This window comes from Bacteroides sp. DH3716P, assembly GCF_025914115.1.
In the GTDB taxonomy this organism is placed as follows: domain Bacteria; phylum Bacteroidota; class Bacteroidia; order Bacteroidales; family Bacteroidaceae; genus Bacteroides; species Bacteroides ovatus.
The window spans coordinates 1240569-1260420 of record NZ_CP083673.1 but is presented as its reverse complement, the minus strand read 5'-3'; the positions used below and the strand labels follow the sequence as shown (position 1 = coordinate 1260420).

Annotated in this window: 15 protein-coding genes; 8 read left to right on the top strand and 7 right to left on the bottom strand. The window is 41.3% G+C overall.

The window, feature by feature from the left end:
• Positions 1-3 precede the first annotated feature (3 nt).
• From KQP79_RS04450 to KQP79_RS04440, 3 genes are all read left to right on the top strand, one after another.
• Entirely contained in the window at positions 4-1491 is a 1488-nt protein-coding gene (locus KQP79_RS04450) for a Gfo/Idh/MocA family oxidoreductase (protein ID WP_061447778.1), read from the top strand.
• 38 nt (positions 1492-1529) lie between these two features.
• The gene (locus KQP79_RS04445) at positions 1530-2396 is read left to right on the top strand and encodes a DUF1080 domain-containing protein (protein ID WP_004299334.1); all 867 of its coding nucleotides are present in this window, start codon (positions 1530-1532) and stop codon (positions 2394-2396) included.
• Positions 2397-2541: 145 nt separating this feature from the next.
• On the top strand, positions 2542-3450 hold the full coding sequence (locus tag KQP79_RS04440) for a sugar phosphate isomerase/epimerase family protein (protein WP_061447779.1): 909 nt from the start codon (positions 2542-2544) through the stop codon (positions 3448-3450).
• A gap of 88 nt (positions 3451-3538) precedes the next feature.
• Here KQP79_RS04440 and KQP79_RS04435 read toward each other — a convergent pair whose 3' ends face one another.
• A complete protein-coding gene (locus tag KQP79_RS04435) occupies positions 3539-3760 on the bottom strand; it encodes a hypothetical protein (protein WP_004306615.1) in 222 nt (73 codons plus the stop codon).
• A gap of 159 nt (positions 3761-3919) precedes the next feature.
• Complete coding sequence (locus KQP79_RS04430; protein WP_061447780.1) at positions 3920-5593, bottom strand: long-chain fatty acid--CoA ligase; 1674 nt, start codon at positions 5591-5593, stop codon at positions 3920-3922.
• Positions 5594-5703: 110 nt separating this feature from the next.
• On the opposite strand from KQP79_RS04430, the gene mtaB reads away from it, so the two are divergent.
• Genes mtaB through KQP79_RS04410 form a run of 4 tightly spaced genes read left to right on the top strand, consistent with a single transcriptional unit; the run spans position 5704 to position 9510 of the window.
• Positions 5704-7023 (top strand): tRNA (N(6)-L-threonylcarbamoyladenosine(37)-C(2))-methylthiotransferase MtaB, encoded by a 1320-nt coding sequence (gene mtaB / locus KQP79_RS04425; protein ID WP_061447781.1) that lies wholly within the window; start codon positions 5704-5706, stop codon positions 7021-7023.
• 3 nt (positions 7024-7026) lie between these two features.
• On the top strand, positions 7027-7950 hold the full coding sequence (locus tag KQP79_RS04420; protein ID WP_061447782.1) for a lysophospholipid acyltransferase family protein: 924 nt from the start codon (positions 7027-7029) through the stop codon (positions 7948-7950).
• A gap of 2 nt (positions 7951-7952) precedes the next feature.
• Complete coding sequence (locus KQP79_RS04415; protein WP_085931580.1) at positions 7953-9002, top strand: glycosyltransferase family 2 protein; 1050 nt, start codon at positions 7953-7955, stop codon at positions 9000-9002.
• Entirely contained in the window at positions 8986-9510 is a 525-nt protein-coding gene (locus KQP79_RS04410) for a methylglyoxal synthase (RefSeq protein WP_004306620.1), read from the top strand. Before KQP79_RS04415 ends, KQP79_RS04410 begins: the two co-directional genes overlap by 17 nt.
• A gap of 407 nt (positions 9511-9917) precedes the next feature.
• Here the strand turns inward: KQP79_RS04410 and folB are convergent, their stop codons facing one another.
• The 4 genes from folB to KQP79_RS04390 all read right to left on the bottom strand — a co-directional run bounded on the left by folB (position 9918) and on the right by KQP79_RS04390 (position 16987).
• On the bottom strand, positions 9918-10292 hold the full coding sequence (gene folB, locus KQP79_RS04405; protein ID WP_008641030.1) for a dihydroneopterin aldolase: 375 nt from the start codon (positions 10290-10292) through the stop codon (positions 9918-9920).
• Complete coding sequence (locus tag KQP79_RS04400) at positions 10276-11328, bottom strand: acyltransferase family protein (RefSeq protein ID WP_055235721.1); 1053 nt, start codon at positions 11326-11328, stop codon at positions 10276-10278. The genes folB and KQP79_RS04400 overlap by 17 nt, the downstream gene beginning before the upstream one ends.
• Positions 11329-11630: 302 nt before the next feature.
• Positions 11631-14312 (bottom strand): 4-alpha-glucanotransferase, encoded by a 2682-nt coding sequence (locus KQP79_RS04395; protein ID WP_004307977.1) that lies wholly within the window; start codon positions 14310-14312, stop codon positions 11631-11633.
• 131 nt (positions 14313-14443) lie between these two features.
• Positions 14444-16987, bottom strand: coding sequence for an adenosylcobalamin-dependent ribonucleoside-diphosphate reductase (locus KQP79_RS04390; RefSeq protein ID WP_004299345.1), 2544 nt, complete (start codon positions 16985-16987; stop codon positions 14444-14446).
• A 284-nt stretch (positions 16988-17271) separates the two neighbouring features.
• Between KQP79_RS04390 and KQP79_RS04385 the strand changes: the two genes are divergently transcribed.
• Positions 17272-18015 carry an NADPH-dependent oxidoreductase gene (locus KQP79_RS04385; RefSeq protein ID WP_008024992.1) on the top strand — a complete coding sequence of 248 codons (744 nt, stop codon included), beginning with the start codon at positions 17272-17274 and terminating at the stop codon, positions 18013-18015.
• Between the two features lie 111 nt (positions 18016-18126).
• Here KQP79_RS04385 and dnaA read toward each other — a convergent pair whose 3' ends face one another.
• Positions 18127-19539, bottom strand: a complete 1413-nt coding sequence (dnaA, locus tag KQP79_RS04380; RefSeq protein ID WP_004299347.1) for a chromosomal replication initiator protein DnaA — start codon at positions 19537-19539, stop codon at positions 18127-18129.
• Between the last annotated feature and the right edge of the window lie 313 nt (positions 19540-19852).

Genomic DNA, 19852 nt, shown 5'->3' with positions numbered 1-19852 from the left:
ATCATGTCAAACATTTCGAGGAGAAAGTTTCTCAAAACGGGAGCCGCTGCTTTAGCAGGTATAACCATTGCTCCCAGTACAATTTTAGGTATGAGTCACGGGCATGTTTCGCCTACTGACAAATTAAATCTTGCAGCTGTGGGTATTGGCGGTATGGGACATGCCAACATTAATCACGTAAAGGGCACTGAAAATATTGTGGCTCTTTGTGATGTGGATTGGAAGTATGCAAAAGGTGTGTTCGACGAATTCCCCAAGGCTAAAAAATACTGGGATTATCGTAAAATGTATGATGAAATGGGTAAATCTATTGACGGTGTAATTGTTGCAACTGCCGACCATACTCATGCTATCATCACTGCTGATGCAATGACAATGGGAAAACACGTGTACTGTCAGAAGCCGTTGACCCACTCTGTTTATGAATCTCGTTTATTGACAAAATTAGCTGCCTCAACAGGTGTTGTTACTCAGATGGGTAATCAGGGTTCATCGGATGAAGGTACGGATTTGGTATGCGAATGGATTTGGAATGGTGAAATCGGTGATATAACTAAGGTGGAATGTGCGACAGACCGTCCTATTTGGCCGCAAGGATTGAATGTTCCTGAAAAGGTTGATAAAATTCCTAGCACATTGAATTGGGATTTGTTTACAGGTCCTGCTAAAATGAATCCTTACAATGCTATTTATCATCCTTGGAACTGGCGTGGATGGTGGGATTATGGAACAGGTGCATTAGGCGATATGGCTTGCCATATTTTGCATCAGCCGTTTAGAGCATTGAAATTGCAATATCCTACTAAAGTGGAAGGGTCATCTACTTTATTGTTGAATGCTTGTGCTCCGCAGGCACAGCATGTGAAAATGATTTTCCCTGCTCGTGAAAATATGCCGAAAGTAGCTATGCCTGAAGTGGAAGTACATTGGTACGATGGCGGTATGATGCCTGAACGTCCGAAAGGATTCCCGGAAGGAAAACAACTGATGCAGAGTGGTGGTGGTTTGACTATTTTCCACGGAACGAAAGATACTTTGATTTGCGGATGTTATGGACAGAATCCTTGGTTGCTTTCTGGTCGTAAACCAAATGTGCCAAAGGTTTGTCGTCGTGTTCCCAATGCTATGAACGGTGGTCACGAGATGGACTGGGTACGTGCATGTAAAGAAAATAAATCTAACCGTATCATGACTAAGTCTGATTTCTCAGAAGCCGGACCAATGAATGAAATGGTGGCAATGGGTGTATTGGCTATTCGTTTGCAAGCGCTGAATAAGACTCTTGAATGGGATGGAGCTAACATGTGCTTTACGAATATTGGTGATAACGAAACGATCCGCACCGTTATCAAAGACGGATTCAAGATTCATGATGGTCATCCGACATTTGACAAGACATGGACTGATCCGATTAATGCGAAACAGTTTGCTGCTGAATTAGTGAAACATACTTATCGTGACGGCTGGAGACTGCCTGATATGCCGAGATAAATTAGAAATTAAAGATAAAAAATTAAATCGTTATTATCATGAAAAAAGTATTTTATCCATTAGCTTGTTGTTGTCTTGCTGCAGGAGTTTTTGCTTCTTGCGGTGGTCAGAAAAAAGCAAATGCTCAGGAAGAACCGAGCAAAGTTGCATTGTCTTACTCTAAATCATTGAAAGCACCGGAAACTGATAGTTTGAATCTGCCTGTTGACGAAAATGGTTATATCACAATCTTTGATGGTGAAACATTTAACGGATGGCGTGGTTATGGAAAAGACCGTGTTCCTACTAAATGGACAATCGAAGATGGCTGTATCAAATTCAACGGTTCTGGCGGCGGTGAAGCTCAAGACGGTGATGGTGGTGACTTGATCTTTGCTCACAAATTTAAAAACTTCGAGTTGGAATTGGAATGGAAGGTTGCTAAAGGTAGCAATTCAGGTATTCTGTATTTAGCTCAGGAAGTTACTTCTAAAGACAAAGATGGTAATGATGTGCTTGAACCTATTTATATTTCCGCACCTGAATATCAGATCCTGGATAATGCCAATCATCCGGATGCTAAATTGGGTAAAGATAACAATCGTCAGTCGGCTTCTTTGTATGACATGATTCCGGCAGTTCCTCAAAACTCTAAACCGTTTGGCGAATGGAACAAGGCTAAGATTATGGTTTATAAAGGTACAGTGGTTCATGGACAAAACGATGAAAACGTACTTGAATATCATTTGTGGACAAAACAATGGACTGATATGTTGCAGGCAAGTAAGTTCAGCGAAGATAAATGGCCTTTGGCATTTGAATTGCTGAATAACTGTGGTGGCGAAAATCACGAAGGTTTCATCGGTTTGCAAGATCACGGTGATGATGTTTGGTTCCGCAACATCCGCGTGAAGGTTTTGGACTAATCAAATAGTAATAAGAAGGCACGAGTTACACGTATTTCACGTTTTTTTGAATGGCGATTGCCATAGAGTAACCGTGAAGTCTGTGTAATCCGTGCCTGTTTTTTCTATATAAATCTAATAATTGTAATCCCCTGATATCTATTATATGAAAACAAAAATTTATTTATGTGCGTTGGCTGCTCTTTTCATGATTCCACAGGCAATGACAGCACAAACTAAGAAGAAAGCTAAAAAAGAAGTAGCTATTCAACTCTATTCTGTCAGAGATATATTGAATAAGGTAGACAATAAAGATGGTAAGTGTGACCCCACTTATACTGCTCTTCTGAAGAAATTGGCAAACATGGGATATACCGGTGTTGAAGCTGCCAATTATAACAACGGTAAATTTTATGACCGGACTCCCCAACAGTTTAAGAAAGATGTCGAATCGGCAGGATTAAAAGTTTTGTCTTCACATTGTACCAGACAATTGTCCAAAGAAGAATTGGCTTCCGGTGACTTGTCAGAGTCTCTTCAATGGTGGGATCAGTGTATTGCCGATCATAAAGCTGCAGGAATGAAGTACATCGTAGCTCCTTGGATGGATGTTCCAAAAACGCTTAAAGATTTGAATACATATTGCACTTATTTTAATGAGATAGGCAAACGTTGCAAACAACAAGGTTTGTCATTTGGATATCATAATCACGCTCATGAATTTCAGAAAGTAGAAGATAAAGTAATGTATGATTATATGCTGGAACATACGAATCCTGAATATGTCTTCTTCCAGATGGACCTTTATTGGGTAGTTCGCGGACAAAACAGTCCTGTTGATTATTTTAATAAATATCCCGGCCGCTTCAAGATATTCCATGTTAAGGATCACAGAGAGATCGGACAAAGCGGAATGGTAGGTTTTGACGCTATCTTTAAGAATGCAAAAACTGCAGGTGTTAACTATCTCGTTGCTGAAATCGAGGGTTATAGTATGCCGGTAGAAGAGAGTGTGGAAGTGAGCTTGGATTATTTGTTGGACGCTCCTTTTGTGAAGAGTTCATACGCTAAATAGCGTGTGAATTGCTAAAATTGAAGCATAAAAAAAGTCTGTGCATGCTTTTGCATGGCAGACTTTCAATTCTCTCTAAGCTGTTTCTGAATTATTCAGCTACAGTTTCAGTTGCAGTGCTATCAGCATTCAAAGAATCTGCTGCTGCGGCTGCTGCTTGTTCAGCTTCAAGAGCTGCTGCTTCTACTGCTGCGATTGAGTCAGCGATACGGATAGAATCTGCAGTTGCTTTTGCTGCGTCAGCTGCTTTGTTACCACATGATGCGAATGATACTGCTACGATAGCTACGGCCATCAAAACTAATTTTTTCATTTTCTTTGCTTTTTAAAAACGTAATACAATCAATTGCTTTATTAAAACGCTGCAAAGTTATGTACTTTTTCAATATGTTGTTCTCGAAATACCAACTTTTTTTATAATTTTTTTTGTAACTAGCTACTTTTCTCCCTTTTTCGTATGTTTTAGAACATGCTAATCGACAGCAATACTGTTATATAGGTATCTTTTTATGCTTCTTTTGGGAGTTTTTTCAAATTCCGTAGGATAAAGTTGGATTCTGCTGATTTTTTCATAAGCGGCTACATTGCTGTTCAGATTCTTAAGATTTTCATCCATGATTGTTTTCAGGTTATTCGGATTGTTTAATCCGAGAGAATCCAACGCTTCATAATCGGCATAAACGAGTGCTACTAATTTTTTGTTGCGTTCAATAACGAGACTTTCAAGAATGAAAGGCAGGTTATTCAGTTTTGTTTCCAACTCTTCGGGGAAGATGTTCTGTCCGCTTGAACTTAAGATCATGGTCTTGAGGCGTCCCCGGATGAAAATATTTCCGTTGCTGTCCATGGAACCGAGATCACCGGTGCGTAGCCAGCCGTCCTGCGTGAATACTTCCTGCGTTGCTTCCTGATTCTTGTAATAGCCCACCATCACATTCTCTCCCCGAACCTGGATTTCTCCGGTTTCTGCTTCAGGGGTTTCTTTATAGATACGTGCTTCCATTATATCCAGAATCTTTCCGGAAGAGCCTAGTACAAACTCATCCCAAGGGGCATAGCTGATTAGTGGCCCACATTCCGTCATACCGTAACCTATAGTAAAAGGGAATTTAATTTTGTAGAAGAATTCTTCTACTTCCTTGTCCATAGCGGCGCCGCCGATAATGATTTCCTTAAACCGACCTCCCAGTGCATCAATCAGTCTTTTGCATATCTGGTTGTAGATCTGTGTGTCGAGCAGCGGAATATTGAGTGCCCACTTCATTCCTTTTTTATTAATGAGTGGCTGGATGATATTCTTATATATCTTTTCGATCACTAGCGGGACAGTAATAATAAGGTTGGGTTTCACTTCCTCAAAAGCCTTCATTATAATCTTCGGAGAAGGAGTTTTACCAAGCAGAGTGACATGGGTGCCGACAGCGGTTGCAGTCAGAAAGTCGAACGCACAGCCGTATGCATGAGCGAGTGGGAGGAAAGAGAGTACTTTGTCTCCCTTTTTAAGAAGTTCGGTGCGGATACCGAAAGTGACATTTCCTGCCAGATTGTTCCCTGTCAACATCACTCCTTTACTGAAACCGGTGGTTCCGGAAGTATAGTTTAATAGCATCACTTTATCATTGGATAAAGTGGTATATTGAACATCTTCGCGGGCAAATCCTTTCGGATACAAAGAATGCATTTCTTTATCGGTATTTTTCAGAAACTTCTGTATGGTTTCTCCGTCACGCTGATAAAGACACCGGAAATCGGTCAGTGAGAATACGCCTCGCAGTCCCGTTAGTTTTTCCTCTTCCAGATTGTCCCAAATGCTGTCGCTGGTGAACAGAAATACAGATTCGGAATGATTGACGATATGATGAATATCGTTGGGGGTAAAGTCTTGAAGGATGGGAACAATGATTGCTCCATACGTGATGGTTGCCATATAGGCGATGCACCAGTGAGCGTTGTTTTTGCCGATAACTGAAATCTTATCCCCTCTGCGGAGGCTACAATGTTTGAATAACAGATGTAAACGGGCGATTTTTTCAGCTACCTCCCCATAAGTATATTGGGTATCTTCTCCATAATCTGTGTAACAAGGTAGATCCCAATTTTCACGGAAACTATTTTCGTATAGTTTAATGAAATTCTCTTTAATCATTGCACGTTTTTTAGTGAATTGTGCAAAAATAGGAATAAACTTTCGTATCCAAAAGCGTTTTACTAATAATAATGTGTAACTTTGCAAAGTTAATGTGTTTATAACAGCTTATGATAGATACCACTGTATTTCAAAATAAGACAGCCGTTTATTATACTTTAGGCTGCAAATTAAATTTTTCAGAGACTTCAACTATTGGTAAAATTCTGCGTGAGGCAGGAGTTCGGACTGCGCGTAAAGGAGAGAAAGCTGATATCTGTGTGGTAAATACCTGTTCGGTGACGGAGATGGCGGATAAGAAATGCCGGCAAGCGATTCATCGTCTGGTAAAACAACACCCTGGTGCTTTTGTGGTAGTGACCGGATGTTATGCGCAATTGAAGCCCGGTGATGTGGCAAAGATAGATGGAGTGGACGTAGTGTTGGGAGCGGAACAGAAAGGAGAATTGCTTCAATATCTGGGCGACCTCCAAAAGCATGAAAAAGGAGAAGCTATCACTACGACGACCAAAGATATCCGTTCATTCTCTCCCTCGTGTTCACGGGGAGACCGTACCCGTTTCTTTTTGAAGGTGCAGGATGGATGCGATTACTTTTGTTCTTATTGCACGATTCCTTTTGCCCGGGGACGAAGTCGTAACGGGACTATTGCTTCCATGGTTGAACAGGCCCGTCAAGCGGCTGCCGAGGGAGGAAAAGAAATTGTTCTGACCGGAGTGAATATCGGAGACTTTGGCAAAACAACAGGAGAGAGTTTCTTTGATTTAGTAAAAGCATTGGATCAGGTTAAAGGAATCGAACGTTATCGTATCTCTTCCATAGAACCCAATCTGTTGACTGATGCGATTATTGAGTTTGTGTCTCACTCCCGCAGTTTTATGCCTCATTTTCATATCCCTTTGCAATCCGGTTGTGATGAGGTTTTGCAGCTAATGCGCCGTCGTTATGACACTGCTCTTTTTGCTTCGAAAGTAAGGAAGATAAAAGAGGTGATGCCGGATGCTTTTATCGGAGTGGACGTGATTGTGGGAACCCGTGGAGAAACGCCCGAATACTTTGAACAGGCTTATCAGTTTATTGATGGACTGGATGTGACGCAGTTGCATGTGTTTAGCTATTCCGAACGTCCTGGAACGCAAGCCTTAAAAATAGAATATGTGGTTTCTCCGGAAGAGAAGCATCAACGTAGTCAACGTCTGTTGACACTATCGGACCAAAAGACACAGGCTTTTTATGCATGTCATATCGGGCAGACAATGCCGGTATTGATGGAAAAATCGAAAACTGGTGCTCCGATGCATGGATTTACGGAGAATTATATTCGTGTAGAGGTGGAAAGTGATGACTCGCTGGATAATCAGGTAGTTAATGTACGTCTGGGAGAGTTTAATGAGGAGATGACAGCACTTAAAGGTACAATTTTGATATAAGTTATGAGATCAAAACTTATCTATTGGTTGGTATACAGTGGAATGTGGCTGTTTTCAGCTCTTCCGTTCCGGATTTTATATATGCTTTCGGATTTAAATTATCTGCTGATGTATCGTGTTGGAAAATATCGTCGGAAAGTAGTTCGGGGAAATCTATTGAGATCATTTCCGGAAAAAACTGATGCGGAGAGATTACAGATAGAACGCAAGTTTTATCGCTATTTGTCGGATTATATGCTTGAAGATTTGAAATTGTTGCATATGTCTGCCGAAGAGCTTTGTGCAAGAATGACTTATAAGAATACGGAGCAATATCTGGAACTAACTGAAAAGTATGGAGGTATTATAGTAATGATTCCTCATTACGCCAATTATGAGTGGTTAATAGGTATGGGATCAATCATGAAACCGGAAGATGTCCCTGTGCAAGTTTATAAACCATTGAGAGATAAATATCTGGACGAATTATTTAAACGTATTCGTTCTCGTTTCGGGGGATATAATATCCCGAAACATTCTACAGCACGTGAAATTATTAAGTTGAAACGTGATGGGAAAAAGATGGTAGTTGGGCTGATTACCGATCAATGGCCCAGTGGGTATGATAAATACTGGACTACTTTTTTGGGGCAGGAGACGGCTTTCCTGGATGGTGCGGAGCGTATTGCTAAAATGATGAACTTTCCTGTTTTTTATTGTGAGCTTAGTAAGAAGCGTAGAGGGTATTGTGAAGCGGAGTTCAAGTTAATGACGGAAACACCGAAAGAAACAAGAGAAGGAGAAATCACGGAAATGTTTGCCCATAGGTTGGAGCAAACGATTCGCAGGGAACCGGCATACTGGTTATGGTCTCATAAACGCTGGAAATTAACCAAAGAAGAGGCTGATCAGCTGGAACAGAAGGAATTGAATAAGAAGAAAGAATAATGATGAAGGTTTCAGTTGTAATCTTGAATTGGAACGGGTGCGATATGCTTCGTACTTTTCTTCCGTCCGTCGTCCGCTATTCAGAGGGGGAGGGGGTTGAGGTCTGTGTAGCTGATAATGGCTCTACGGACACTTCTGTGAGTTTGCTTCAACAGGAATTTCCTTCTGTCAGAACGATTGTGCTCGACCAAAATTATGGCTTTGCCGATGGATATAATTGGGCATTGCAGCAGGTCGACGCAGAATATGTAGTTCTTTTGAATTCAGATGTCGAGGTGACGGAGCATTGGCTGGAACCAATGATTGCTTATTTGGATGCTCATCCGGAGGTGGCTGCTTGTCAGCCGAAGATACGAAGTCAACGACAAAAAGAATATTTTGAATATGCCGGAGCGGCTGGTGGCTTTATTGATAAATATGGTTATCCTTTCTGCAGGGGGCGTATAATGGGAGTTGTGGAGAAGGATGAAGGCCAATATGATACGGTGATTCCTGTTTTTTGGGCAACGGGGGCAGCGTTGTTTATCCGGCACACTGATTATGTGAATGTAGGAGGATTGGATGGACGTTTTTTTGCTCACATGGAAGAAATAGATTTGTGCTGGCGACTTCGTTCGCGGAATCGTGAGATTGTCTGTGTACCTCAAAGTATTGTCTATCATGTAGGAGGAGCTACTCTTAAAAAAGAGAATCCTCGTAAGACTTTTCTTAATTTCCGTAATAATCTTGTCATGCTCTATAAGAATCTTCCACAGAAGGAGTTAAATAAAGTGATGCGTATCCGGGCCTGTCTCGATTATGTGGCAGCGTTTAATTTCTTGTTGCAAGGGCACTGGGACAATGCTCGTGCTGTGATACGTGCGCGGAAAGAGTATAAACAACTATGTTCGTCATTTTCTTTATCCCGTGAAGAGAATATGAGAAAAAAAACTTTGAATCCGATACCTGAACGGACAAAAAGTAGTATCTTGTGGCAGTTTTATGCGAGAGGATGCAGACGGTTCTCTCAATTGTCGGATTTTAAAAGGATAGCAAATGGAATCAAAGGTTAGAAGAGGCATCGGGCTGGTAGCACACGATGCAATGAAAAAAGACCTCATCGAATGGGTGCTATGGAACTCGGAACTGTTGATGGGTAATAAATTCTACTGTACGGGTACTACAGGTACTTTGATATTGGAAGCATTGAAGGAGAAACATCCTGATGAAGAGTGGGATTTTACGATTTTAAAATCAGGTCCGTTAGGTGGTGACCAACAGATGGGGTCACGTATTGTGGATGGGCAGATTGATTATCTCTTTTTCTTCACGGATCCCATGACACTGCAACCGCATGATACGGATGTGAAAGCATTAACCCGTTTGGCCGGTGTAGAAAATATAGTTTTCTGTTGTAACCGTTCTACGGCAGATCATATTATTTCCAGTCCGTTATTTATGGATCCTGATTACGAACGTATTCATCCGGACTATTCCAGTTATACGAAACGTTTCCAGGATAAACCTGTGGTGACGGAGGCTGTCGAATCGGTAAATCGAAGAAAAAAGAAGAGAAAATAAGTCGGTTCGGAGTGTAAATAATAGAAGCGGATTGCCTATTATTTAATAAGATAATGCAGATAATACAGATTAAAATTGTATTATCTGCGTGTTTATAAGGCAATTATCCCCTGTTTATACTCAACTGGAAATAATGGATCAATTGAGAAAAGTTGTTGGTGAGTTCCCTTTATAAAATAGTGACGCTATCCAGTAAGGATAGTGACGGTATATGACAACGATAGCGTCACTATCACAAGCATATACCGTCACTATCTTTTCTACTTCAATTAGGAAGTTTGCGTTTGCATATTGTGTATGCTAACAACAATTCCCAATTGTTCCGAAATAATGGCAAGGGGAGTTCTTGCAAGTGATTTTAATCTGTATTCTGCTAGTTTACGTCATATCATTTATAGAGCAATATATCATTCATCTCTGCTGCATTGCAGTTCAATGCCTGCTGATTCTATATCTGCTCCCATTGGCGGATTCCGTTTGGAAAGCCGGAGCTCTATTTTCTCAATGCAAGGGAATTGGTCAAAGAGTTTTTGTATAATCCGTCCGCTGACATGCTCCAGTAACTTTGACGGAATAGCCATTTCATTTTTTATCACTTGATGTACTTCAGCATAGTTGACAGTGTCGGCAACCTCATCTGTCCGGGCAGCTTTGCTGATATCCACTTTCAGTTTCAGGTCAATGAGATATTCATTTCCAATCAGATTTTCTTGCGGTGCGACTCCATGATAGGCGTAACAACGAATTTCCTTCAAAAGGATATAGCTACTGTTTATCTTCATATACTGTCTTTTTAGTGTGATCTTGTTTGACTTTTAACAGGTCTTTCTGTGCAACCATTTGTGGAATCACTTTAAGAAAGACGGGTGTGAGCAGAAGGCAGATGCTTAATGTTATAAGCAGAAGTGCGCTTGCTTGTGCCCAACTATTGTGAATATAACGGCTGACTAATGGACCTAAAAAATGAAGTATCGGGCCATGAATACTCAAGGTGATGATTGAATATCGTCCCAAGTAAGAAACAACCTTTATCTTTTTCACTTTTTTGCAAAGTAACATAATCATAAATATTCCTGCAAACGCAGCGATATATACTTGAAAAATATTTCCCGCATAATTGTTGGTACGCATACCCAATGTGGTAGCGGTAAAGTACATTACCACCAGTGCCAATACAATAAAAACCGGTATCAGTTTGTCGAAACGATGGCTGGGATATAGAAAGAAATTATACCGTCGGATCCAGAAACCGGCCACATAGAAGGGGAGGGCAGTCATGGAAACATCTATATACAGGGGTAACTCTATCTGTAATTTTCCGAGATAAAATCCTGCGCAACCAATCAGGATTGTCACAGCGAACATGACAGGCAGATGCTTTTCGCGCAGAAAGTGAATTAGATAAAACAGGATGTTGCAATTGAATAATGCGAGTAGAAACCAGATCGGTGGATTGAACTTGATAAGGTCGTGTCCATGAAATACAACCAAGAGTTCATTCCACGACACAGGCAGTTGAAATACCCCCGGAGCAATCTTCCAAACAATGTATTTCATTAGAAATGCACTTAGATAGAAGAAAAGAAAAGGAATAATCAATTTGTTTATTTTTCGTAGGATGAATCCGAGCAGGCCTTCGTATGATTTGAAAAACACTCCCGAGATAAAGAAGTAAAGCGGCATGCGGAAACAGGATAACATCGAATTCGTATCCAGTTGTTCGAAGGCCCCTCCAACGTGTGCCATTACCACAAGGATAATGCAGACTCCTTTGGTTAAGTCCACAAAATCGATACGTCTGCTCTGGTTGCCTTCCATTATCTCTTTTAATTTCTCTTTTTCGGCGCAAAGATACTTTATAAATCGGAATAAAAAGAGGAACATTGAAAAAATAAACGAATGATGCGAAAAGCGAAAAAGTATGATATATAGTAATGATATTATTGCGAAAAAAATGGTTGACTATGTTTTGAAACTCCTTATTTTACCTCTGTTATCAATATATCCTTGAAAAACGAATGACGCGGATCACATAGATTTTTAGCGTTCTTAATCTAGTGTTATCCGCGTCGGTAGTGTCCGGAAAATATCCTTTTTGAAAGTTACTTGTACCTTTTATTCTATTTATTCAGATCTCTTCCTGTGTATTTAATCAATTCGCTAATCTTATCATTAAGTGTTTTTGCTTTCATCAACTGTTCCAGAGTGAGATGCATCCGGTATCTCCAGTAGTTTCGTGGATTGGATGGAACATTAATTCGCTCTTCCGCCACATTCGGATTTCTCCATTTCCCGTCTATCGATAACCAATCCTGGAAAGACAAGATACAGAGAATGGAATTACTGTTGAGATGGTTGCGTACGATTTCCTCGCACAACTCCGGGGTGGCAGTTGTCGGTGCAACTCCATAATGTCCTAACGTTGCATTATAGTAACGTTGGGTCTGTTGATAATCTTCTTCCCACCAGCCACGCAACGTAGACATATCGTGAGTGGAGATTGTGCAGACAGACCGGTACGGATACTCATTTAAATGCCCGAATTCATGCATCGGATTCTTAGGCATCCGCTGAATTTCCAGACTAAGAATCCGGAGATCATTCATCACCGACGACACACAAGCAGGAATCATCCCCAAATCTTCTCCACAAACCAACATGCGGGTTGATTGTGTCAGTTGAGGTAACTTCTTCATAGCCTGTTGATACCAGAACTCGTTGTGCCGGTGATAATAATACTGGTCGTATAGTCTGTTAAACGCATTTTTCTCTTCTTCGTTCAGCGACCGGAATACGAAATCCCGTTGCACACCGATGCGCGGGTGGTATTTACCTTCCTCTTTCTTATCCGCAACAAATAAGACGTTGCTGATTAATGAATAAAGCCCTTCCCGAATCCACACACTATCTTCATCATTTCTACCGGCGAAGAATTGCTCTACCTCCCGTTGTGTTTCGAATCCCGGTTTCATCCGATAAAGTCCGGAGTTATCAACCGATTCAAGGAAATCCTGTTTGACTAAATGGGTATGCGGTCCGAACAACTGTCCGAGGAAAGATTCATGGATGAATGGTAGCAGATATTCATCCCGGAACGTTAGACCATAACTTTCGATTTCTTCCCGGCTCATCGGTAAAGAAGGATCAAACTGACCTAACAATCCGTGTACAGCGTGCATTGGTATTTCCCAAATACGGAAGAACCCGAGGATATGATCGATCCGGTAAGCATCGAAGTATTCCGCCATTTTCTGAAAACGCTTCATCCACCAGCGGTATCCGTCTTTTTCCATGACATCCCAGTTGTATGTGGGGAATCCCCAGTTTTGCCCGTTGATCGAGAAATCATCGGGCGGAGCACCCGCTTGTCCGTCGAGATTGAAGTAATGGGGTTCTGTCCAGGCTTCCACGCTGTTGCGGCTGATGCCAATCGGAATATCCCCCTTTAATACGACACCGTGTTGGCGGGCATATTCGGTTGCAGACAACAACTGTAGATGCAGATGATACTGGATATAATAATACAACGAGATATGAGGATAATCTGCCGTTCTCGGTTGGCACATTTTTTCTATATCTTCCGCTTGGTAAACAGAGTGTCTCGGCCATTTGCGGAAATTGGGCGTTTTGTAGGCGTCGCGCAGATAACTAAAGACTGCATAAGGTTGCAGCCATTCCTTGTTCGTTTCAAAGAAATCTTTGAAACCTTTGGAAGCCAATACCTTTTCTCCTTCCTGTCGGAACAGTAAGTTGAAAAACTCCCATTTAGTTTGGTTGACCGCTTCGTAGTCAATAGCAGGGAGGCTGTTCAGTTCCTTTTGTTTCTTGCTGAATTTCGATGCCGCTTCTTTATCTTTCAGAGTTCCCATTTGCCTGATATCCGCATACATCGGATGGAAAGCATAAATAGAAATGCTGTTATAAGGATAAGAGTCCGTCCATGCATGAGTCATGGTGGTGTCGTTGACCGGTAAAATCTGAATAACTTTCTGGCGAGTATTTACTGCCCAGTCTACCATACGTTTCAAGTCGCCGAAATCACCTACTCCGAAACTTTTCTCTGATTTTAAAGAAAATACGGGTATAGCGATTCCTGCCCCTTTCCATGCGGGAATGTCGAAATAAACATATCGGTCGGAAATCACGAGCGTTTCGTTGGTTTTCAGTTCCGGGTCTGCCAGATAGCGGTTAGGGTTTTTCTCCCAGCAGTCTGCTTTCTTTTCCTGTTTGTTGTAGAGGATGAATTTATATTCCAGCGGATATTTTAGTTTGCTGGCGTCCAGTTCTATCTGCCATTCCGGGAAATTGGTATCACTCATCAACACCGCTTTCTCCGGGTCCCAGTGACCTAATGATTTCTGGTTGCCACAAATTGCCAGACAATAATCTTTGTTGATACGTGGGGCGTAGGCCTTGATAACCAGTCCCTTCTTATATCTTTGCGGGATATTCTCTTTTTCAGGATGTGCCAGTAAGGCTTCTGTAAAAGCAGAACTATAAAGATACAGTTGTTCCGGAATATTTTTCCAGCAATCATTGATTCTGTATATCTTTCTGGAGCTGCCTGATAAGAAAATAGATCTCGAAAAACTGTCCCATTCCTTGCGGATAACTATTCCGTTTTGCTCTATCTGATAGCTATAATTGATGGTCATCCCTTCTTGAGGGACTTCAAGCTCAAGTTCTGCCGTCCAATAGATACCATCGGTGGTGTGTAAAGGAATTGATTCCGGAAATAAGCCGGAAATCCTTACTTCTTCTCCCCAATTGGTGCGGTATTCAATATTAAATGATAGAATCATATATATTAGATTTTGATTGTATATGTAAGACACTGCAAGTATAAGACATTTTTTTGAATAAAAAATAAAAGGAGCCGCACCGGACTCCTTTTAATCTTTTGTTTATATATTAATTAACATACGTAGGACTATTATCCACATCTGGAAGCGCCGCAAGTAGTACAAATCAGACAGCCTTCCTGATAAACCAATGTCTCGTTGCCACAGTTCGGGCACTTCTTACCTTTGGCTTCCGTTCCATCCTGAATATACTTCTTCAATGCACGTTCTACACCGTTTTTCCAAGTGTTGATACTTTCACTGTTCAATTGCAGAGAGCCAACCAGTTTGATAACCTGTTCAATCGGCATCCGGTAGCGAAGCACGCCGGAAATCAATTTTGCATAGTTCCAGTATTCCTTGTTGAACTTCTCTGACAATCCTTCAATGGTCGTCTTATATCCGCGTTTGTTCTCGAATTGGAAGTCGTAACGTTTGGTACCGTCTTCATCCACATTTTTGATGATACGTCCGCAAGTTACGCTCTTAGGCAGCAAGATACCTTCGTCGTCATCTTGCAAACCAGTGAATATTTCATAAGGGTGTCCGTCCAATAATCCGACAAAAGCTACCCATTTTTCCTTGTTGTTCTGGAAACGGACAACGTCTGCTTCCAATATTCTCGGACGTACCTCTACAACCGTAGGCGGTTTGCAAGGAGGAAGTCCTTCTTTCTTGTCTTTATCCGATTTCGTAGAGATCAGCACTCCAGAGCGTGAACCGTCACGATATACGGTACAACCTTTACAGCCGGATTTCCATGCCTCTACATACAGGCGGTTTACTAAATCCTCGTCCACATCGTTCGGCAGATTGATGGTTACGCTGATAGAGTGGTCTACCCATTTCTGGATTCTTCCCTGCATCTTCACCTTCATCAACCAGTCGACATCGTTAGAAGTCGCTTTGTAATAAGGAGATTTGGCAACCAGTTCGTCAATCTCTTCCTGGGTGTAACGTCTGGCCGGGTCGTATCCGTTAGCTTCCATCCAAGTAACAAATTTATGATGGAATACGATGTATTCTTCAAATGCGTCCCCTGTTTCGTCTACAAAGTCTACATGCACATTCGTATCGTTCGGGTTCACCTTTCTTCTACGTTTGTAAACAGGCAGGAATACAGGCTCGATACCCGAAGTGGTCTGCGTCATCAAACTGGTCGTTCCGGTTGGAGCAATCGTCAGGCAGGCAATGTTGCGGCGACCATATTTCTTCATGTCCTCATACAGTTTCGGATCAGCTGCTGCCAGGCGTTGGATGAACGGATTGTTCTGTTCACGTTCGCTATTATATATTTCGAAGGCACCGCGTTCTTTGGCCATTTCCACTGAAGAACGATAGGCGCCGAGAGCTACTGTCTTGTGTACTTTTTCAGAGAATTCCGTTGCTTCTTCCGTTCCGTAGCGCAATCCTAATGCAGCAAGCATATCACCTTCTGCAGTGATACCTACGCCAGTACGACGACCTTGTCCGCTCTTCTTGTAGATTTTCTCCCAAAGTGCACGTTCCGCATGTTTCACTTCTTCGTTTTCCGGATCTTCGTCAATCTTGGTCATGATACGTTCGATCTTCTCTAGTTCGAGGTCGATAATATCGTCCATGATCCGTTGAGCGAGAGCCACGTGTTTTTGGAACAGGTCGAAATCAAAATAAGCATCCGGTTTGAACGGATTTACCACATAAGAATATAGATTGATAGCCAATAAGCGGCAAGAATCGTAAGGACATAGAGGAATTTCTCCGCATGGGTTGGTAGATACCGTTCTATACCCCAGGTCTGCATAACAATCAGGCACAGATTCACGGATAATCGTATCCCAGAACAAAACGCCCGGTTCTGCCGATTTCCATGCATTGTGAACGATTTTCTTCCACAAGGTAGAAGCGTCGATTTCCTTGGTGAATGTAGGTTGGGCAGAGTCGATAGGATATTGCTGTACATACGGCTTTTCGTCTACGGCAGCCTGCATGAAAGCGTCGTCCAACTTGACAGAAACGTTTGCTCCGGTCACTTTACCTTCGGTCATCTTGGCATCAATGAATGCTTCCGAATCCGGATGCTTGATAGACACGCTCAACATCAATGCACCGCGACGTCCGTCTTGAGCTACTTCACGAGTGGAATTCGAATATCGTTCCATGAACGGAACAAGACCGGTAGAAGTCAACGCCGAGTTTTTAACGGGAGAACCTTTCGGACGGATGTGTGATAAGTCATGACCTACACCACCGCGTCTTTTCATTAGTTGCACCTGTTCTTCGTCGATTTTGATGATAGCGCCATAAGAGTCGGCTGCACCGTCCACTCCGATAACGAAGCAGTTGGATAGTGAAGCAACCTGGTAGTCGTTACCGATTCCTGTCATCGGGCTACCTTGGGGGACGATGTACTTGAAGTGATCCAGTAAATCATACAGTTCTTTTGCTGTTAACGCATTCGGATACTTCGATTCTACGCGTGCCACTTCATTTGCAATTCTCCAATGCATGTCTTCCGGGGATTTTTCATAGATATTACCGAAAGAATCCTTTACTGCGTATTTGTTTACCCAAACCCTTGCAGCAAGCTCGTCGCCTTGAAAATATCGTAAAGATTCTTCATAGGCTTCGTCGTAAGAATAAATCTGTTTTTCCACGATTCAATTTGTGTTAAATCTCGTTTTTAATAAGTAATATGTAGAAGTTTACTTATCGTTAACAAATGTAGGCGCAAAGCTAAGAATGTTTTTTCATCTATCAAAATAAAAATGAATTAATTTATTAACAGGTTGCAAGTTTTCCATTTGTTTATGCTAAGTATTTGATAAAGAGTTAGAATTGGATTTTGTTCAAAGGTTAAAGTTCTCCAAAAAGAAAACTATTCTATTCCACTAGTGTGGTGGATTATTTTTTTCTTTTTATATCTTTGCAAAAAAAAGATATGTTTGAAACCGTAAAGAACAGAAGAACTATCCGGAAATATCTGCCTAAAGATATAAATCCGAGTTTGTTAAATGATTTGCTTGAAACCTCTTTCCGTGCTTCTACGATGGGTGGGATGCAACTTTATAGTGTGATTGTGACTCGCGATGCGGAAATGAAGGAGAAACTTTCGCCTGCTCATTTCAATCAGCCGATGGTAAAAAATGCTCCAGTCGTACTGACTTTTTGTGCTGATTTCCGTCGTTTCAGCAAATGGTGTGAACAGCGGAAAGCAGTGCCGGGCTACGATAATTTAATGTCTTTTATGAATGCGTCTATGGATACTTTGCTTGTTGCACAGACTTTTTGTACGCTGGCGGAAGAAGCAGGACTCGGCATTTGTTATTTGGGAACTACCACTTATAATCCTCAAATGATTATTGATACCCTCCAACTCCCCGAACTGGTATTCCCTCTCACCACAATAACGGTAGGCTATCCGGATGGTATTCCCGCACAAGTAGACCGTTTGCCTTTGGAAGCTGCCGTGCACGATGAAAAATATCACGACTATACACCGGAAGAAATAGATAAACTCTATGCCTACAAAGAATCATTGCCGGAAAACAAGCAGTTTATCGAAGAAAATAAAAAAGAAACATTGGCTCAAGTCTTTACGGACGTGCGTTACACAAAGAAAGATAACGAATTTATGTCCGAAAATCTATTGAAAGTACTTCGTCAGCAAGGATTCTTGAAATAAGTATTAAGTATTTTTCAAGTATTAAGTATAAAGTATTATCCATGCGGACAGGCTTTATTATACGGTTTCGCACCAGGGTAATACTTAATACTTTATACTTTATACTTAATTTCAGTTTCTCTTTTTCAGTAACGATTCTATTTCCTGTACTTCTGCACTAAAGCTTTTGTCTACCTCCAATTGTCCTTTTACGGTTTTGCAGGCGTGAAGTACCGTTGCATGGTCTTTGTTACCGATAAACTTACCTATCTTAGAAGTTGAAAAGTCTGTGTGGTTTTTAGCTAGATACATGGCAATCTGTCGTGCTTGAACGACTTCCCTTTTTCTGGATTTTGTATGTATGGCAGACGGTTCCAGATCAAAATGTTTGCATACCACTTTGAGGATATCATCGATGGTAACCGCTTTCGTTTCGTTATGAACCACGCCATGTACAATGTGTTGTGCCAAATCCAAATCTATTTCTTTGTTGAAAATAGTGGAACGAGCCATGATAGCAATGACGATACCTTCCAGATCGCGTACACTTTCATTCACATTTTCGGCAATATAATCGATCACTTCCGGCGGGAATTGTAATCCGTCGCGGTGTATCTTGTTGCGTAGAATGTTTTTGCGAAGTTCTACCGTCGGCTTTTCAAGCTCGGCTACCATTCCCCATTTGAAACGGGTCAAGAGGCGTTCTTCAATACCTTGCAACAATACAGGAGCACGGTCTGAAGTTAATATGAGCTGTTTGCCGTTCTGGTGTAAATGATTGAAGATATGGAAGAAGTTGTTTTGAGTCTTGGTGACTCCGGCAAACTCCTGAATATCATCAATGATTAATACATCGATCGTCTGATAAAAATTAATAAAGTCATTGGTCGTGTTATTGCGTACAGAATCCGTATATTGTACCTGGAACAAATGTGCCGAAACGTACAATACTCTTTTCTCTGGATAAATCTCTTTGATTTTCGTGCCTATTGCGTTTGCCAGGTGTGTCTTTCCCACTCCGGATGCTCCATAAAGAAATAACGGGTTGAAAGCGGTCCCTCCCGGTTTTTGCGCTACAGCTTCTGCTACACTTCTTGAAAGTTTATTGCTGTATCCTTCAATGAAGTTCTCAAAATTATAATTGGGATTCAAATGCGGGTCCAAATCTTGAACGGCAGGAGCCTGTAAGAAGCTGGGAGCTTTGTTTCCTCCGATTATACTTTTAGGGGTAACAGCGGTAGAACGATTGCTTGCTTCGAGATTCACGGTTTGATTCGGAATCGAAGTCTTGTCCACCATGACATTGTACATCAACTTGGTGCCTTCGCCAATGACCTTATATAATGTCTTGCGTATTAGATCTACAAATCTCTCTTCCAGAATTTCATAGAAAAACTGGCTCGGGATCTGTAAGATTAAAGTTTTGTCCTCATATTTCAACGGAACAATAGGGGCAAACCAAGTATTATATGTCGTCTCAGGAACATTGTCTTTAATTACGTCGAGACAGCGGTTCCAAAGTACGACATGATTTGATTCAATCATAGTAACTTTTAATACATTTATTAATTAAGCAAAACTTCTACGTTTGCAAAATTGGGAATCTTATTCGGAAAAAACAAATCTATTTTTTCTTGTTTTTTTCATGCGAACAATAATGTGTTTACTTTCAATGACTTATGTATTTGTTGTCGGACACTGTCAGCTAACCCTCTCTTGCGATTTTGTAAGTATCTGTATATTAATATCTTATATGCTTAAATTTAGCGTTTTTTCTCATCTTTGTACGTTTGTACGGGAATATTATTTCGGTTTATAGATAGACATTTGAAGAGCAATCTACTTTCTTTTGAAAGCT

What these genes read in the sequence shown, in the direction of transcription:
- KQP79_RS04395 (WP_004307977.1), bottom strand. Translation starts at nt 14,312, where the DNA reads ATGATTCTATCATTTAATATTGAATACCGCACCAATTGGGGAGAAGAA.
- KQP79_RS04450 (WP_061447778.1), top strand. Translation starts at nt 4, where the DNA reads ATGTCAAACATTTCGAGGAGAAAGTTTCTCAAAACGGGAGCCGCTGCT.
- KQP79_RS04445 (WP_004299334.1), top strand. Translation starts at nt 1,530, where the DNA reads ATGAAAAAAGTATTTTATCCATTAGCTTGTTGTTGTCTTGCTGCAGGA.
- KQP79_RS04385 (WP_008024992.1), top strand. Translation starts at nt 17,272, where the DNA reads ATGTTTGAAACCGTAAAGAACAGAAGAACTATCCGGAAATATCTGCCT.
- KQP79_RS04415 (WP_085931580.1), top strand. Translation starts at nt 7,953, where the DNA reads ATGAAGGTTTCAGTTGTAATCTTGAATTGGAACGGGTGCGATATGCTT.
- KQP79_RS04400 (WP_055235721.1), bottom strand. Translation starts at nt 11,328, where the DNA reads ATGGAAGGCAACCAGAGCAGACGTATCGATTTTGTGGACTTAACCAAA.
- mtaB (WP_061447781.1), top strand. Translation starts at nt 5,704, where the DNA reads ATGATAGATACCACTGTATTTCAAAATAAGACAGCCGTTTATTATACT.
- KQP79_RS04420 (WP_061447782.1), top strand. Translation starts at nt 7,027, where the DNA reads ATGAGATCAAAACTTATCTATTGGTTGGTATACAGTGGAATGTGGCTG.
- KQP79_RS04430 (WP_061447780.1), bottom strand. Translation starts at nt 5,593, where the DNA reads ATGATTAAAGAGAATTTCATTAAACTATACGAAAATAGTTTCCGTGAA.
- KQP79_RS04440 (WP_061447779.1), top strand. Translation starts at nt 2,542, where the DNA reads ATGAAAACAAAAATTTATTTATGTGCGTTGGCTGCTCTTTTCATGATT.
- dnaA (WP_004299347.1), bottom strand. Translation starts at nt 19,539, where the DNA reads ATGATTGAATCAAATCATGTCGTACTTTGGAACCGCTGTCTCGACGTA.
- folB (WP_008641030.1), bottom strand. Translation starts at nt 10,292, where the DNA reads ATGAAGATAAACAGTAGCTATATCCTTTTGAAGGAAATTCGTTGTTAC.
- KQP79_RS04410 (WP_004306620.1), top strand. Translation starts at nt 8,986, where the DNA reads ATGGAATCAAAGGTTAGAAGAGGCATCGGGCTGGTAGCACACGATGCA.
- KQP79_RS04435 (WP_004306615.1), bottom strand. Translation starts at nt 3,760, where the DNA reads ATGAAAAAATTAGTTTTGATGGCCGTAGCTATCGTAGCAGTATCATTC.